This window comes from Myxococcus sp. AM010 (assembly GCF_013372585.1).
GTDB lineage: Bacteria > Myxococcota > Myxococcia > Myxococcales > Myxococcaceae > Myxococcus > Myxococcus vastator.
In genome coordinates this window covers 102,091-119,399 of record NZ_JABXEO010000004.1, presented here as the reverse complement: position 1 = coordinate 119,399, position 17,309 = coordinate 102,091, and the positions used below count along the sequence as shown (strand labels likewise).

The following is a 17,309-nucleotide window of genomic DNA, read 5'->3' as shown; positions in this document are numbered from 1 at the left end:
CCTGCCCCCGGGCAGGCAGGCTTCACGTTCAGCGGAACTTCACGCTCCGGCGGTGGGCTTCTTGGGCCGGCCAATCGTCTTCTTGGAACCTGAAACAGCCTTCTTCGCCGTCTTCGTGGCGGGGCTCTTGGTCGCGGCGGTCTTCTTGCGGCCAATGGACTTGCCCCCGGCCTTCTTCGCGGCGGGGCGGGAGGCGCTGGCCTTGGGGGCCTTGGGCTCGGCCTTGGGCTCGGCCGGCGCCTGGGCGGGGCGCGAGGAGGAGGCCTGCTCGCCGCCCTCTTCGTTCGTGAAGGCGCGCTCGACGGCGCCCTCGACCTGACGCACCGCGACTTCAATCTTCTCCGCGGCCACCTTGCTGGTACTGGCGGCCCAGGTGCGGAGCTGCTCCAGGCCCTCCTTCACCTTGGCCTGGTTCTGGGGGTCCTTCACTTCCTTGAGGAGGCGCTCGGCCTCTCCGCGCAGGTCATCGGTGGTGCGCTTGAGCTCGTCACCGGTGCGCTTGAGGAAGTCCATCAGCTGCTTGTCCCACTTGTTGGCCATGTGCTGTGTCCTCCATGGGGCAGTCATCCCCCCGAAAAAACCATTCCACTCCACGGCTGCCCGGAGCGCAAAACCTTCCAGCGCTTGCTTGAAACACGAACGATGTCGGCGTCCATTGCCTTCGTGCGACGGGCTTCGTGCATACGGGGGTCCGTCGGGGCTAGAGTGGGCGCGTCGTGGGCCCCACTCCTCGAGGCCCGCGCTGGAGCCCGCCGACATGCCGTTTTGCCGAATGGCGGGGATGCTCGCCGTCCTCACCTTGCTGTGCGCCTGCTCCGAGGGACGTGGAACCTCGGAGGGACCCCGTCTGCCCGCGGTCGAGCTGTCTCCGACGACGGTGGGCCTTGCCTATGAAGCCATGTTCACCGCGTCCGGGGGCGAGCCGCCGCTGCGCTACACGGTGTCGCCGCCGCCGCAGGGCTTCTCCTTCTATACGGGAGAGGGGCGGCTGCAGGGCCCGGGCAACGAGGCCGGTGACTTCGCCCTCACCGTGACGGTGCGGGACGCGGACGGCCTGGAGAACGTGCGGACGTACGCGCTGAAAATCTATCCACGTCCGGAGGTCACCACCGACGGGCTCCCCGCCGCCACGGCGGGGGACAGCTACGAGCACGTCCTGGTCGCCACCGGTGGGCGCCCTCCCCTGCAGTGGGAGCTGGTGGGGGGCTCGCTGCCCACGGGCATCGCGTTGAGCGCCGCGGGCGTACTGACGGGGCAGGCCCAGGGCGAGGGGAACCATCCCATCACCCTGCGGGTCCATGACGCCCACGGCGCCGAGGCCGAGGTCCAGCTGGGGCTGGAAGTGGTGGGGCCCGGGCAGACGCCGGACGGGGGCGCGCCGGATGGGAGCTTCCCGCTGTCGGTGGGGAACTGGAACATCGAGTGGTTCGGGGACCCGGACTATGGGCCCAACGACGAGCCGCTGCAGTTGGCCAATGCGCAGGCCGTCATCGCCGACGCGGGCGTGGACTTCTGGGGGCTGGCGGAGATTGTCAGCACGGCGCAGTTCGACGCGCTGAAGGCGCGGCTGCCGGGCTACGACGGCTTCCTGGCGGACGACGGCTCGCGGGTGTCGTCGGGGTCGAGCTACTACGCGGCCAACGAGCAGAAGGTGGGCGTGCTGTTCAAGTCGGACGTGGTGCAGGTGCTGCGGGCGGAGGTGGTGCTGCTGGACCACGACTACGACTTCGGCGGGCGTCCGCCGCTGCGCGTGGACCTGCGCATCCAGCGCGGCGGCGCCAGCGTGGACGTGACGGCGTTGGTCCTCCACATGAAGGCGCTCACCGGTCCCGACGACTACGCGCGGCGCCTGTCGGCCTCCGGGTGGATCAAGGACTACCTGGACCTCCGCCTGCCCACGCAGCGGGCCATGGTGGTGGGTGACTGGAATGACGACGTGGATGTGTCCATCGCGACCAATCCCAACACCGGGCTGAAGTATGAGTCGCCGTTCCGCAACTTCGTGAACGACTCGGCCAGCTACAAGTTCACCACCCAGGCCCTGTCCGAGGCGGGCATCGGCAGCACGGCGAGCCGCAGCACGTTCATCGACCATCAGCTCGTCACCAATGAGCTGTGGGCCGGCTATGTCCCCAACTCGACCCAGGTGCTGCGGCCGAACATCACGGGCTACCGGAACAACACGTCCGACCACTACCCCATCATCAGCCGCTTCAACCTCGGCAATGCGGGAGGCGGTGGACCGGGGACCGGCGGGACGCAGTACAAGGTGTTCATCAATGAGTACCTGCCGCAGACGCACGACATCCCTGGCACCACGACGCCGGATTATGACCAGCAATTCGTCGAGCTGGTGAACGCAGGCACCACGGCGGTGGACCTGGGCGGCTGGAAGCTTCACGACGCCAACTCCTACGCGGGCGAGGATGACACACGGCACGTGTTCCCCGCGGGGACGATGATTCAACCGGGCAAGTCGTATGTCGTGTACTCGGGCCCGACGGCGGTGCCCGGGGGCGTGACGAACGCCACGGCGGCCTCGGGAGGCGGGCTGTACTTCAACCGGGGCGTCAACGTGGGCAGCAGCGGCGACACCGTGTACCTGGTGCGGCCGGACAACAGTGTGCAGGACAGCGCGGGGTATCAGGACACGACGGTGGGTGTCTCCTACAACCGGAGCCCGGATGGGAGCGCCACGGGGAGCTGGGTGCCGCACACGCAGCTGTCAGCCGGTGTTGAGGCTTCGCCTGGGCGGCGGGTGAACGGTGCGGGGTTCTGAACGAGTACTGGGGCCCTGTCGGTTGACGAAACAGACTTCATCCGGTCAGAGGGCGAGTCTCACTCCAGCGAGCCGAGCGGCAGGGGAAGGCGACTGGGGCACAACCAGCGAAAGTCAGACCTCCAGACAGGTGCCAGAAGTCCACCAGGCGCACCGGCTTCTTGGCCGAGGGGGCATGGGTGGCGAGCGCCTCGTCCAGCAAGGCGTGCAACTCGGGAGCGCCATCGGTGAGGACGGCGACGTACAGGCCGCGCCGTCTGGAAACCAGGGCCTGGACGTCGCGGGCCAGACGCTCGGCCAACCCGCGGGCCTCGCCCCGCGGCATCCGCCCGTAGCGGAGGGTGCCCAGCGCTTCGCCGTGGGCGTCATGGAAGGTAAGGCAGGCGGCGTAGGCCATGCGCCAGACGACGTCCACCGGGCGCGTGGGGGCACCCTTGCGAGGTCGTCCCACTGGCCGCCTCTTCGGCTCCTCCATCGGCACGGCCACCCTGTCCATGCTGACGCTCACGCCGCGAGTGCCTCGGGGCACTCGCAGCTGCCGGGCCAGCGCCGCCTCCACCCGAGGCCGCTGGCCACCGTACAGCGCACCCACCTCATGCCCCACCCGCTCGAAGGAGGCGCGGCAATAGGGAAGCACACCCACCTGGCGCGCCGTCGCCTTGCGCCTCCCGCGACGTGCCCCGCGCCAGCAGGTACGCCATGGGCACCGCAGCCTCCGGTAGCCAGCCATCAGCCACGCACCCGGCTTGGACGCTGATGGTGTCCACCGTGGGGCCATGGCGCTCGCCCACCCGCCGGTAGAGGCCTCTCTCTATTTCGACGGGCCCTTGCCGCGTCTTGTACGTCGCCGGGTACCGTCCGACTCGGACGTAGGGCTGGCCTTCGATGAGGACCTGGGCAGCGTCGAGGTCGAGCCCTCGAAGCAACCTCCGCTTCATCAACCGCTCCGTCTGTTCCGCTCCGGCATTCACCTCCTGCCATGCGGCGTCGAACGTGGCCAAGTCCCCTCTGCTCGCACCCTCCACCCGTCGGTGGGCGCGCTTCAGCGTCTCCTCCAGCGCTTTGACGCTGTCCTCGAATCCTTCCGGCACTTCGATGGTGACCTTTGGCATCGTCTGATGTCCTCCGGTGGCACAACCCACCAGAAACCTCTCATTCTGCCGGCCACCAGGCACCCGGCGAGCCCCCTGCCTGTTTGCTCACTCGTTGCTCAGTTCAAGAGCCACACCCGACAGGAGCTCGACCTTGCTCGTCACTCATGGAACGGGCCCACGAAGGGCTACACCCTACGACTCTCCAATCCACGTTCGTGAGCACCGCCGTAACGGGTTAATCTCGCCTATCCGGAGCCCCAACTAACGAACCATTGCAGCTTCTTCGGAGTGGAAGCCTTCCCCATTTAGAACGAGTCCTCCCACCAATCAAAGCACACGACGCAATCAGACAAACTTATCGCACCCCTGGCCCATCAATCCCCATTCGGCCTTCTTCACACAGAACAGCAAGCTCCCCCTACATCCGGATCCGATGAGATTCGCGCGTCCCAGACAAGGGGAGCACTTAGCCAACAATAACAAGGACTTACAATCTTCGACCTCAGAGTGCTTGATGACCAAGTTGGCAAGCTCCTGCCATTTCCCATGGCGACGAACTTGCTCGCAGCCCCGGTCGGTATCATATGATACCGACTCTGCAACTACTCGGCAGCAACCAGGATGTGGTCGAATGTAGGAAAAAATGAGCGACGACCTCGCCGACATACGGGCAGAACTTCTCCGCCTATGCAGCTCTAAGCGCACTCGGTTAGTCCGTTTTACGAAGGAGGCGCCCTGTCATTGGAATCCCCACAAAACGACAAATCCTACGACTAGCGACCCATTCACAGAAGCAGGCGCCTGGGAATTTATAGAGGATCTTTTGGGCAACGGGCATGAAATCAAAAAAGTGATACTTCGAAAGCCCCCCGGCAAACATGGATACACCATGCTTGCTCCCGGGAAAAACCGTTTTGAAGACATATACATCAAACTTCAGATTGGCTCTGGAGTGGTAATGGGTCGCAGTTTCCATTATTCGACCCAGCCCGACGACGACCTTTAGCTTCGCATGGGAGCACAAATGCGTGACCAAGTTAATGAATGCCCTGCCTGTGGCAGCACAAGAGTGACAGAGGATTTTACCACACAGGCATTCACATACCTCCACGGCAAGCAAGAGATCGAATTAAGCGCAAGCACCCCCGTAACAATTTGTGCGGCTTGCGAACTCTCGTTTACGGATGAGCGAGGTGAGGAAGCGCGCCACGAAGCAGTTTGTCGCTACTTAGGCGTACTCCCCCCTGCAGAGATCGTAAACACACGACAGAAATACGGCCTTTCCCAATCTGAATTCGCCCGGATAACGCGCATCGGCGAGGCTTCAATCAAGCGATGGGAGTCAGGGTCGCTCATACAAAACGGCTCTACAGACACACTCTTGCGTCTACTCCGACATCCCAGAGTCATGGAATATCTGCGATCAACTGACGCTGCACCACAAACAAACTACAACGCAATGGGCCCCAGCCTCAGGATGATTCGATTCCAAACAACCCTGAGTGATGAAGTCGTTTCAAAGGCAGCATCTTTCACGCTTCGCCGCGCCTAATCAACCGAAAGAGCCTTGAAATGCATATAGTAACTTTTTATTCATTTAAAGGTGGCGTTGGTCGGACCATGGCTCTTGTAAATGTTGCCATGGACTTGGTCAAGCGTAACAAGCGAGTTCTTCTTGTTGACTTCGACCTTGAGGCACCTGGCCTACCAACTTTCCCAGACTTGAGTGCGGCGTCGAATCGGCTTGGCTTGGTGGACTATATAACGAATTACATTCAAAGCGGCCATGCGCCCAATGTCGAAGAATACATCGCCAGTTGCTCCGTTTCCGCACTTGGAGGCAAACAACTATGGGTGATGCCTGCAGGGAGACAAGGAAAGGACTATGCAACAAAACTCAACTCCATTGACTGGCAGCACCTATACACAAAACTCGATGGCTACCTGTTATTCGAAGACCTGAAGAACCAATGGCAACAATCATGCGCGCCTGACTATGTCCTAATCGACTCTCGAACCGGCCACACCGACGTAGGAGGGATTTGCACGCGCCAGTTGCCAGACGCCGTAGTGCTTATGTTCTTTCCAAACGACCAGAACCTAGCCGGCTTGACTCGCGTGGCCGAAGATATCAGACACGAAGAGCGGCCACCACGAAGCAAGCAAATTGCAACACTCTTTGTCCCTTCGAACATTCCCGTGCTCGACGACGAGGAGCGGATTATTCAAAACAGACTAACCAAGGCTCAAGAACTGCTTGGCTACCGAGAGCCAACTGTATCCCTAAGACACTACAACAGCCTCGCCATGTTGGAGCAAGAAGTTTTCACTCTCAACCGCCCGCGAAGCAGACTCGCAAAAGAGTATAAGTCACTCACCGACGAACTAATCTCGACGAACGTACGGGACAGGGACGGAGTCGTCATCTATCTCGAAAAAACACTGGCTTCAATCTCCAAAGCCATTGTTCCAGAACAGGAACTAGACGACAAGCTCGCAAACATTGTCGCTCTTTTCCCCATGGATGGCGATATACTCCTCAAAATTGCAGCCATCGAAGAAGCTCGCGGCAACCCTGACAAGGTCCTTCTACTTCTTGACACTGCGGAACATGCGGGAAATAGGCAATCTGAACTCTATCGACGACGCGCTCTGGCGTATGGCGTGCTGTCGCGCGCAGACAAAGCATCTGAAGACATGAAGAGCGTACTTTGGGCTGATAGCCCAAGCGCTCTCGACACCATGTTTGCAATCAGATGGCTCTCGGAGTTGACGCCAGGCGACCTGCCGTCCATCGAAGGTTCGCCAAATTTCAACATACTGGAACCATCCGCAAAGCTCTACGTTGCCAATCAACTCATGTTCAGCAGAGAGGTGCTTCCTGCGTCTGAGAGAATAATCGGGGCCATACTTGCTGAAGAGACGATCACAGAGGAGGAACGTCATCGGACTGAAAGTCTCTTAATATTAAACCTGATTGGACAGGGGCGCTTCAGTGAAGTCTTGCAGATTATCGATCCACATAGAACTGGTAGACCCAAGGACAAGGAGATTGCACGATTTTTCAACTATACGATGGCTAAATGGGCGCTTGATGGAACTCCACAGCGAGAACTGCTTGAGGAGGTTCTTTTGCTGTCAATGAAAGAAAAGCGCTCAGATGCAAATTTCATACAATGCCTCGCATTGGTCAATCACCTACTCGGAAACACCGGCAACGCAACTGCCCTCTTGGAGAAAGCCGGCCAGCATCTGGCAGCATCACCACATCGAAGCCTTAGTGTTTGGCGATACCTAAACGTCACTCCTCAAGAGTTTTCCGAAGATCTCGCCCACATGCGAGCAATGTTTCAAGGCGAACATCTTCTGCCGTCATTTCTTGCCCTCAAAATTTAACACAAGCCGGCCGGACGAATCCCGCGATATAAGCAGCGCCGCAGGACTCTCGTAACTCGTAGCCCGAAGAATGGAGTCAAATCAGTCACGACGACTCGCGCTGGCCCCTCGTCGTTCCCAAATAAAGACGCCAGTCGTTGTTCCATGGACGGTAGATGGAGACTGCGCGCTGATGGAAGTAGTCCTCCGGGGTGTCCAGATCGGTGAACGCGTTTCCCCGTACCTCGATTCGGACGATGCCTGGAGCGTGTCAAGGACCGCCCGATCGGATCGCTCGTGGGTCGACTCCTCGGGCCGCAGTCCCGAACAGTCCGACCGGCCTGCGTGTCGGGAGCGTCAAGAGTCGGCTGCGCCGAAACCTGAACGGTTCCCCGAACCATTGATCCTCTCTCCGCGTGTCGGCAAAGGGCAATCGGCCGCAATCGGCCAGTCTTGCGCGATCAGGAACTGCGATCCGTTTGGCCGCCCCGGATGCGAACCATTGACCCGGTCCCTAACAGAGCGACCTCAGTGTCGCGGTAGCCACCACGGAACCCCATGCGCTGGTATAGCGTGGAGCACCCAACAGCAAGCTCGATAGCCCATGCGGTTCCCACAACCCTCTTCAGTCTCTGCATGGCCAAACAGACTCGTGCACGGCAGTGATGGCGCCAAACACCACGGACTACTCCTCCAGAGTGGGAGCTGAAGCATCCCCTCATTTGCGATTTTCCCTCGGAGCTTGCTCCCTCGGAGCTTGCTCCCTCGGCTGCCCATGCGTTCCCCGAGGGGATCTTCAAATGAGGGGATATCTCCCCCTGTGTCAGGGAAGATGTCGCCTCGGCTGACCTGCCGAGCTGACAACGCCCAAGGGGCGAGAGCAGGCAGGACGTAGTGTCGTACACGGATGCATTCAAGGCGCAGATGGTGAAGCGGATGGTGGGCCCCGGCGCGGTGAGTGCCGCGGCGTTGGCCCGCCAGGAGGGAGTCTCCCAGCCGACGCTGTCGCAGTGGTTGCGGGAGGCGAATAAGTTGGCGGCCATGACGCCCCGCCCGAGGAGAAGCCCGTCGGCCCCAAGAAGTGGACGCCCGAGGAGAAGATGAGCGTGCTGGCGGAGGCGCATGGACTGGCGGGTGAGGCATTGGGAGCGCTGCTGCGCCGAGGGGCTGCACGAGGTGCAACTGGCTGAGTGGCGCGCGGCTGCCGCTGGAGCCCTCTCCCAGGGCACGAAGGAGGCGCCGTCCGGGGCCCTGACGGCCGGTCAGCGCCGGCGGCTGGCCTTCTCGGAGAAGCGAGTGAAGGAACTCGAGCGCGAGCTGCGCCGCAAGGAGAAGGCGCTGGCTGAGGCCGCCGCACTGCTGGTGCTCGAAAAAAACTTCAGGCGATGGGTTGGGACGAGAAGGACTCGGGCGACGAGGACGACGCAGCGGACGAGACGTGCGAGAAATGACGCTCGCGCTCGTCGACGAGGCGCTGGAGAAGGGCGTGCGTCTGGAGGCCATCTGCGCTCGGCTCGGAGTCGTCCCGCACACCATTCAGCGCTGGAGGAAGCCAGCCACGGAGGAGGACAGGCGGTGCGGTCCGCATACCCGGCCGGCCAACCGGCTGTCCGAGGTGGAGCGACGCCGCATCCTGGCGGTGGCCAATAGCGAGGAGTTCCGGGACGCCTCGCCCAAGCAGATTGTCCCCAGGCTGGCGGACAGGGGCGAGTACGTGGCCAGCGAGGCGAGCTTCTACCGGGTGTTGCGTGAAGCGGGCCAGTTGGCCCACCGCGGCCGCGCCAAGGCCTCTGTGCCCAGGCCTCGGGCCGAGCACCTCGCCACCGGGCCCCGCTAGGTATGGAGCTGGGACATCACCTACCTGAAGGGCCCGGTGAAGGGCAGCTTCCGCTACCTGTACCTCGTGGTGGACGTCTTCAGCCGGCGCATCATGGGCTTCGCGGTGCACGAAGAGGAATCGCCCGAGCATGCCGCGGCCCTCATCCGCCGCTCTTGGCAGGAGGCTGGGTGTCCCGAGGGGCTGGTGCTGCACTCGGACAACGGCGGCCCCATGAAGGGCGCCACGTTGCTGGCCACCTTGCAGTGGCTGGGCGTCACCCCGTCCTTCAGCCGGCCCCGCGTCTCGGACGACAACCCTTTTTCCGAGTCCGTCTTCCGCACGCTGAAGTACCGCCCCAGCTTCCCTCAGCGCCCCTTCTCCTCCGTCGAGGACGCGTGCCGCTGGGTGACTCGCTTCGTGGCCTGGTACAACACCCAGCACCGCCACTCCGCCATCCGCTACGTCACGCCCGAGGACAGGCACTTCGGCCGCGAGGGCGCGCTGCTGGCCCGACGCCACCAGGTGTACCAACGCGCCAAAGCCCGTCACCCCGAGCGTTGGAGCCGCGACACGCGCGACTGGACGCCCGCGGGCCCCGTCCGCCTCGGCCCCTCTCCGCACTTCACCCCGGCAGTGCAGGAGTTGAAGCGCATCGGTTGAATCCTTTCACGCGACATCTACCTTGACGCTCACCGATCTCAGGAGTGGGAGACGACGTGTCGAGCACGTCATCAGCAGTGGGCTCTTGCCCGCGTCGACCGTGCTCGCCTCTCGGTCAGCGAACTGACCTGATGCGGGTACACACAGTCCGAACGAAGGCGCCCGCCCCATGTCGAAGACGTTCACGCTGTACCGCCCAATTGGCCTCAAGGAGGCGGAGCTCATCCTCGACAGTGACTGCTCGGCGTTCCCGCCGCGACTCCCGGACCAGCCCATCTTCTACCCGGTGATGAACGCCGAGTACGCGCGGCAGATTGCCCGAGACCGGGACACGCCGGACGCGGGCTCCGGGCACGCGAGCTCCGTCACGGCCTTTGACGTGGACACGGCCTACGCCTCGCGCTTCCCCGTGCGCTTCACGGATGCCTGGTACGGCCCCGAGTACCGCGGTCCGGACACCACACTCGGTCCTCTTGAGCGCCAGATCCTGGCCCTGTTCAAGCAGGGCCACAACGCCCTGCCCCTGCTCCAGGCCAACACCGCCGCCTGTCTCTTCAACGCCGCCTGGTGGTCCACCACCCCACCGTCAGCCCAGGGCCTGGACACCGCCAACCACCTCCACCTGCTCGACCGCCTCCGCCAAACCTGGGTAGCCCTGCACCCCACATGGCCCCTCCCCTCCCTGGGCGGGATTCGCCAAACGGGCACACAATGAAAACGCGCCCCATGCGTTATAGGCGCGACCCATTTTGCGACCCCGTTCCGTATCCCATTTTGAAGGGATGACGGACGGCCGGGCATTGGGCTCGAGCCGGCTCGCGATGAGGGACGGAGCTACCGTGCTGCCTGGAACCGACCGGTCCGTCTTGGAGTCCTTCCGCCGGGGGGAGACGTCCGTCCTCACGCAGGTGTACCGGACCTATTCGCCGGAGGTGCTCCGCTACCTCTCGCGAAAGTTCGCGGTCGGCTCGGACGGGGGAACGCGCACCGCCGCGTTGTCCGCGCTGGACCTGGACGCCGCCCATCAAGAGACGTTCGTCCGGGCCTTCCGGCCCAACATGCGGCAGGCCTATGACGGGGTTCGCCCCTACCTGGGCTTCCTCCTCACGGTGGCGCGCTCGACGGCCATCGACCTGATGCGCGCGTCGGGACGCGTGTCCCGCGAGGCCGTCTCCATGGACGATGCGCCCGAGCTGACGCACCTGCCCACCGAGGGCCGGACGCCGGAAGAAGAGGCCCTCAGCACGGAGGTGCGCGACCTGGTCCGCGCCTTCCTCGACACCCTCACGGATGAAGGCCGCGCCCTGGCGCAGCTGCGCTTCGTGGAAGGACTTTCGCAGGAGTCCGCTGCCCAGCAGCTCCAGCTCTCCCGAGGCGAAGTCCGGGTGCGCGAGCGGCGGCTGCGGACGCAGTTCACCGAGCATTTGAAGGACTCGGGCTGGCTGGACGCATCGGCCGAGCCCGGGCGGATGGAGCTGGGAGTCCTCCTGGCCTCGCTCGCCCTGTGCGCAATAGGGAGCATGCCCTCATGAGGTGGTACGAGAGACATATCGACGCCAGCCTGACCCGGTGGTCGCTGGGAGACCTGTCCTCCCACCAGTCCGCGCGCCTGCTGCGCCACGCCCACGCCTGCCAGCGCTGCGGCGCCCGCTATGAGCGCTGGGCCCAGGCCCACCGCGCCCTGGAGGGCAATGACCTCCACGCCCCCTCCTCCGTGGAGCTCCAAGCCCTGTCACTCGGAGGCCTGGAGGCCGCCCTCGCCGCCGCCGCTCCAGAGCAGGCGTCGTCCCGGTGGCCCTCCCTGGCCCTGCTCGGCGGCGCGCTGGCCGCGGTCTTCCTCGCGGTGGTGCTCGTCCCCACCGCCACGACGACGCCCGGCGAGTTCGTTGCCCGCGGCGAAGGCACCGCGCCCCCCGGCGTCGCCCTGCGAATCTTCTGCGCCACCCCGGGCCAGGCCCTGCGCGAGCTGCACGCCGGAGACACCTGCCGCGCCGGCGCCATGCTGGCCTTCGCCGCCGGGGGCCACGCGCCCTTCACCCACGTCGCGGTCCAGGTCCGCGGCGCCAGGAATGCGGAGGTGACGGCCGGTCCCTTCGCCCTGTCCGGAGGCCTGGGCAAGGAAGCCCCCCTCGAGCTGACCGTGCCCATGCCAGAAACGGCGGGCACCGTCGAAGTCGTCGCCGTCTTCGCAGGCAGCCCGGCCGAGTCCCTGGCGACCCTGCGCGGTGAACAGACAGAGGGCACGGTGGTGCTCAAGCAGTCAGTGAGGGTAGAGGAAGCTCCATGAAAAAGCTGGGAGTGCTCCTCGGCGCCGCGGCACTGCTGCTGGCCCGTGGTGCCTCGGCCGAAGCCGTGGTTCGCCGTGCCCTGGTCATTGCCCATAACGGGAGCGACGACCCGTCGCTCCCGTCGCTGCGTTTCGCGGACGATGACGGCGTGCTGTGGGCGGAGACGCTTCAACGCCTGGGCGTGGAGACAACGCTGCTGGTGGACCCGGACGAGGCGACCCGCGCCACGGCCCGGCCGGTGCTCGCGGGCGCCCGGCCTCCAACGCCAGACGAGGTGAAGCGCGAGGTGGCCCGCCTGCGCGCGGCCAACCTGGTGGACCATGAACTGGGACGCCAGACAGACGTGCTGCTCGTCTACGTGGGCCACGGCAACACGGACGAAGCCGGACGCGCGTACTTCACCCTCGCGGGCGGACGTCTGGACAAAGCCAGCCTCTACGCGGACGTGGTGGACCCGCTCGGTGCCAACTACGTCCACCTCATCGTGGACGCGTGCCGCGCGTCTGGCGTCGTGGGCAGCCGCGGCGGGCAGACGGACGCGGCGGTGCTCGCGGAGCTGCGCGGCATGCTGGCCCGTGAGCAGCTCGCCACCCGGCCCACCGTGGGCGCCGTGTTCGCGGAGAGCGACGACGGCGAGACGCACGAGTGGTCCCGCATCCGCGCGGGGGTCTTCAGCCACGTGGCCCGCTCCGGCCTCATGGGCGCGGCGGACATCAACGGCGACGGCAAGGTGGAGTACAGCGAGCTGGGCGCCTTCGTCACCGCGTCGCTCCAGGGCGTGAAGGGCCTCCCCGCGCGCCTGTCGCTCCACGCCTTCGCCCCCACCCGCGAGCCCCGGCGTCCGCTGGTGGGCCCCGCTCCAAAAGGTCCCAGCCTTCCGCTGCCCGCGGGGCTCGAGCACTCGCGCATCTCCGTCGAGGACTCGGACGGACGGCGCCTGGCCGACGTGCGCCGCTCCCAGGAACAATACGTGCTGCTGCGCCTGCCCGAGCGCGACGTGTATTGGATTCGCACGCCCACGCAGGAGGCCCGCATCACCCTGGCCGAGCTGTCCACCCACGGCATCATCGACCTGGGCGACCGCGAGCTCCAGGAGCGCGGCCCCGCCGAGGAGGCCCTGCGCAAGGGCTTGTTCGCGGTGCCGCTCGACAAGGACTTCTACGAGCGCTACGTGGCGCTCTCCGGGCTCGCGCCCGTGGGCATCTCCCAGGCGTTTCCCCCCAGCGCGGGCGGCGCCTTCCCGCGGTTCATGGCGCGGCGGCCCGCCACCACCACGGGCTGGGAGCTGGGCTGGACGGGGCAGCAGGCACCGCTCGGCTTGAGCACGCTGGCCACCGGCCCCACGGTGACGTGGCGGCGCGAGGCGCCCCTGCCGTCGCTCTACTACGGCGCGCGCGCCGCATATGGCCTGACGCCCCTGGCCACCGACGGCATCCGCACCCACCGGGGCGCGCTGCTGGGGCTGCTGGGTGCCCAGGCTCCGGCGCACCTGCGGGTGCCGCTGTTCCTGGAGGCGGGCGCGGGCTGGGGCTTCCTGGGCATCTCTCGCGGACCGGTGCGCATGGGCGACCCCACCGTGCTCTCCACGTACACCGCCGCGGGGGTGACGGGGGCGCTGGCGGGGGTGCGGCTGCGGCTGGCGGCCACGCTCACCTATGACCGCGTCACGTTGGACCAGCGCAACTACTGGGACCGCGCCTTCGGCTTCGAGCTGGCGCTGCGACGCTGAGGGACCTGCTCATGAAACGCATGTGGATGGCGATGCTCGTGCTCGTCACGGGGTGTGACGGCATCGAGCTGGACCGGCTCGTCAAGCAGCACCCGCCGCTCACCCGGCTGGTCCCCGAGCCCGCCGGTGCCAACTGCGCCCATGGTGGCCACTTCGTCCGCACGGGGCTGGACCGCGATGACAACGGCGTGCTCGACGACGACGAGGTGAGCGTCACCGAATACGCGTGTGTCACCTCCATCCCAGGCGTGCTGGTGCGCGTGCAGGACGAGCCCCCCGGGGAGCACTGCACGGAGGGCGGCAAGGTGTACCGCGCGGGCCAGGACACGAATGGCAATGCCGAGCTGGAGGACAGCGAGGTCAGCCGCGAGGTCTACGGCTGCGCCAGCTCGGCGGCCGTGCTCACCCGCGTGCGGGCCCGGGAGCCTTTCGTCTACCCCTGCGGGGAGCACGGCGCCGTGGTCGAAGCAGGGCAGGACCCGGATGGCAACGGCGTGCTGGATGATTCAGAGGTCCGCGCGACGTCCACCCTCTGCGTGCTCCCCTCCGAGGTCCGGGTACGCCAGTCACCTGCTCCCGCGGGCGCCGCGTGCCCCACGCCCAGCACCCAGGTGGACGTGGGCACCGACGCGGACGCGGACGGCCTGTTCGAGGACGAAGAGGTGATGGCATCCCTGTTCGTGTGCCAGCCGCTGCACACCCTGGACGGCAATTACTTCGTGCGCAACGCGGTGGACTTGGCGGCGCTGGAGGGCATCTCCCGCGTCCGCGGCAACCTCTACTTCGACCCCGGGTCCGCCACGGAGGCCGTCCTCCCCGACTTGATGCTGGTCGAAGGCGCGCTGGAAATCATCGACACGTCGCTCGAACGTCTGGAGTTGCCCTCGCTGCGCCTCGTGGGTGGCCCGCTCACCGTCGCCAGAAACCCCGCGTTGACCACGCTGAACCTGGGCAGCGGCCACTCCCTGCTCTGGGTCCGGGGAGATTTCAGCCTGGTGTCCAACCCCTTGCTCCCCACGCTCGCGGGGGTGCGCACGGTCTTCCCTGCGAACAACATCCTCCTGAAAGACAATGATGTCCTCGACGGGGGCTCCTTCACGTACGTCTCCAGGCAGCTCGGCAGCATCACCCTGGAAGGCAATGCGAAGCTCTCCACCCTTCCCTTCCAACAGCTCGAATGGGTGGGCGGCTCCCTGAACATCATCGGGAACTCCTCCTTGCTCACCCTGACCGGAACGGTGCTGCAGAAGGTCGTCGGAGACCTGGTCATCGAAAACAACGAGGACCTCTCCGGGTTGTGGGGCATGCCCGCGCTGACGTCCGTTGGCGGAGCGCTCAGCGTGCGGGACAACGCCAACCTGCGCTCGGTCGAAGGCATGAGCGAGCTCACCCAGGTGGGGACGCTCGAATTCGAGCGCAACCCCGCCCTGGAGGCCGCGGGGGAGTTCCCCAAGCTGGCGCGTGTCACCTCCGGCATGCGGTTCCATGACAACGCCATGTTGAAGGACTTGTGGGGACTCGAGCGGGTGCAGAACAGCGGCTTCCTGTTCATCGGCAACAACCCACAGCTCTTCCGGCTGATGGGCTTCGACCGGCTGCTCTCGCTGAAGGTGCTGACCTTGGAGAACAACGCGAGCCTCACGGACTTGTCGGACCTCGTCCTCCTTCAATCAGTGGAGGAGCTGTACGTGCTCTCCCATGAGAACCTGCTGCGCCTGGACCTGAATGCCCTGGAGAGCGTCACCAACATCTTCACCGTCACGGAGAACCCCCGGCTCCCTACCTGCCTGGCCGTGTCGCTCGCCGCACGGGTCAACATGGGCGGCGCGCCGGAGATTCGCGGCAACGACAGCTCGGCCTCCTGCGATTGAAAGCCCCCTGGCGGCACCTCCCGTCACGAGGAAGAGAGAAGCACCCATGCGATGGACCTGGATGGCGGTGGTGCTGCTGGCGGCGGGCTGTGACGGCATCGACCTGCGCAAGCTCGTCACGCAGCACGAGGCACGCACGCGGGTGGACGCGGAGTCGGCTGGCGACCACTGCCCGCTCGGCGGCAGGGCCTTTCTCGCGGGCCTGGACCTGAACGACAACGGGGTGCTCGACGACGGCGAAGTGACGAGCACCGAGTACGTCTGCGCCACGCCCACGCCCGGGGTGCTGGTGCACCTGCAGGACGTGCCCCCCGGCGAGCAGTGTCCCCACGGCGGACACGTGTCGCGGGCCGGCCAGGACGTCAATGGCAACGACCTCCTGGAAGACAACGAAATCACCCGAGAGGTGTACGGCTGCGCTGAGTCGGCTTCCAGGCAGGTGCTTCACCGCACCCGGCATCAGCCTCCGGGGGGCCACGTCCCCCCGTGGCTCTGTAGCTGGGGCCGCACCTGGGTGGAGGCCGGCCCTGACGCGAATGGGAGTGGGCTGCTGGACGACGACGAGGTCCGCGCCATGGAGAGCGTCTGCATTGAACCGGCCCGGCTCATGGTCACACAGGCTCCCGAGCTCGCCGGTGCGGCCTGTCCTCAAGGAGGCGCTCGCGTCCAGGCTGGCGTGGATGCGGATGGAGATGGCGTGCTCGGAGGCCCCGAGCTTCACATGACGGCCTTCGTCTGTGAGACCCTGCACACGTTCTACGGCGACTACACCGTGCGGACCCCCGCGGACCTCGCGGCGCTCCAGCGCATCTCCCGCATCCAGGGCTCGCTCGTGCTCAGTGACACGTCCCTCACCGAGCTGCGCCTGCCAGGGCTCGCGGTGGTGGACCGCTCGGTGCGCCTCTTGAACAACCAACTGCTGACCCAGGTGGACCTGCCAGGCCTGCGCTTCGTGGGTGATGACTTCGAGGTGTCTTCCAACCCCGCGCTGAGCACGCTGCAAGCCGGCGGCGCCGACCATCAACGGTTGTTCGTGGGACGGGGCCTCGTCGTGAACAACAACGACCAACTCCGCGGCCTGAGCGGCCTGCTGAGCGTGTCCCCCCGGGTGAACCTGTTGTTGATGGACAACGCCTCCCTGGAGTTCAGCCCCGGAGAGGAGTCACCGCTCCTCGGCGTCGACAACCTCATGGGCTCGCTCACCGTCGCTGGAAACGACGCACTGCACGCGCTCCCGCTCTCGAACCTCTTCCATGTCGGTGAAAGCATCCTCATCGCGAGGAACAAAGCCCTGCGCTCCCTGGACGGACTCAACCCCTGGACCATCGGCGGTGGGCTCGACATCAGCGACAACGAGGCCCTGCACGAAATCGCCAGTCTCACGCAGCTACGACACCTGTCCGAGCTGAGCGTGAAGGGGAACCCCGCCTTGACGACCCTGGAGGACTTGAGCGCCCTGAGCACGCTCAAGTCACTTCGCGTGCTGGACAACGCGAGCCTCGTCCAGCTCGGCCTGACCGCGCTGCACCAGGTCGACCAGGCCTTTGAAGTCACGGGCAATCTCGAACTCCCGTCATGCCTCGCGACGTCGCTCGCGGCCTCCGTGTACACGGGCGACGCCGGGCAGCTCCACATCAGCGGCAATGACGACACCGCCACCTGTGGTGAGTGACGCGCCGAAAGGTTCATGAGCG

At 65.3% G+C, this 17,309-nt stretch carries 10 protein-coding genes and 2 pseudogenes; 10 read left to right on the top strand and 2 right to left on the bottom strand.

All coding sequences use genetic code 11. The annotated features are described in order from the left end of the window. Positions 1-39: 39 nt before the first annotated feature. Entirely contained in the window at positions 40-540 is a 501-nt protein-coding gene (locus tag HV826_RS04010; protein ID WP_176415670.1) for a transcriptional regulator, read from the bottom strand. Positions 541-757: 217 nt separating this feature from the next. Between HV826_RS04010 and HV826_RS04005 the strand changes: the two genes are divergently transcribed. Beyond that, positions 758-2,779, top strand: coding sequence for a lamin tail domain-containing protein (locus tag HV826_RS04005; RefSeq protein WP_176415669.1), 2,022 nt, complete (start codon positions 758-760; stop codon positions 2,777-2,779). 127 nt (positions 2,780-2,906) lie between these two features. On the opposite strand, the pseudogene HV826_RS04000 reads toward HV826_RS04005, so the two are convergent. Beyond that, positions 2,907-3,717, bottom strand: a pseudogene (locus tag HV826_RS04000) (ISKra4 family transposase); the annotation flags it as partial. A 1,168-nt stretch (positions 3,718-4,885) separates the two neighbouring features. Between HV826_RS04000 and HV826_RS37980 the strand changes: the two are divergent. The 9 genes and pseudogenes from HV826_RS37980 to HV826_RS03945 all read left to right on the top strand — a co-directional run bounded on the left by HV826_RS37980 (position 4,886) and on the right by HV826_RS03945 (position 17,287). Further along, complete coding sequence (locus HV826_RS37980) at positions 4,886-5,425, top strand: type II TA system antitoxin MqsA family protein (RefSeq protein WP_368670832.1); 540 nt, start codon at positions 4,886-4,888, stop codon at positions 5,423-5,425. 20 nt (positions 5,426-5,445) lie between these two features. Beyond that, positions 5,446-7,269 carry a KGGVGR-motif variant AAA ATPase gene (locus HV826_RS03990; protein ID WP_255217029.1) on the top strand — a complete coding sequence of 608 codons (1,824 nt, stop codon included), beginning with the start codon at positions 5,446-5,448 and terminating at the stop codon, positions 7,267-7,269. 873 nt (positions 7,270-8,142) lie between these two features. After that, a pseudogene (locus HV826_RS38235) lies at positions 8,143-9,727 on the top strand (IS3 family transposase). Between the two features lie 169 nt (positions 9,728-9,896). Continuing rightward, complete coding sequence (locus HV826_RS03970) at positions 9,897-10,442, top strand: hypothetical protein (protein ID WP_176415663.1); 546 nt, start codon at positions 9,897-9,899, stop codon at positions 10,440-10,442. A 124-nt stretch (positions 10,443-10,566) separates the two neighbouring features. Continuing rightward, positions 10,567-11,259 (top strand): sigma-70 family RNA polymerase sigma factor, encoded by a 693-nt coding sequence (locus HV826_RS03965; protein WP_176413258.1) that lies wholly within the window; start codon positions 10,567-10,569, stop codon positions 11,257-11,259. Then, positions 11,256-12,014 (top strand): hypothetical protein, encoded by a 759-nt coding sequence (locus HV826_RS03960; RefSeq protein ID WP_176415662.1) that lies wholly within the window; start codon positions 11,256-11,258, stop codon positions 12,012-12,014. Before HV826_RS03965 ends, HV826_RS03960 begins: the two co-directional genes overlap by 4 nt. Continuing rightward, positions 12,011-13,744 (top strand): caspase family protein, encoded by a 1,734-nt coding sequence (locus HV826_RS03955; RefSeq protein WP_176415661.1) that lies wholly within the window; start codon positions 12,011-12,013, stop codon positions 13,742-13,744. Before HV826_RS03960 ends, HV826_RS03955 begins: the two co-directional genes overlap by 4 nt. An 11-nt stretch (positions 13,745-13,755) precedes the next feature. Further along, complete coding sequence (locus HV826_RS03950) at positions 13,756-15,615, top strand: hypothetical protein (protein ID WP_255207951.1); 1,860 nt, start codon at positions 13,756-13,758, stop codon at positions 15,613-15,615. Positions 15,616-15,661: 46 nt separating this feature from the next. Then, a complete protein-coding gene (locus HV826_RS03945) occupies positions 15,662-17,287 on the top strand; it encodes a hypothetical protein (RefSeq protein WP_176415660.1) in 1,626 nt (541 codons plus the stop codon). Positions 17,288-17,309: the final 22 nt, after the last annotated feature.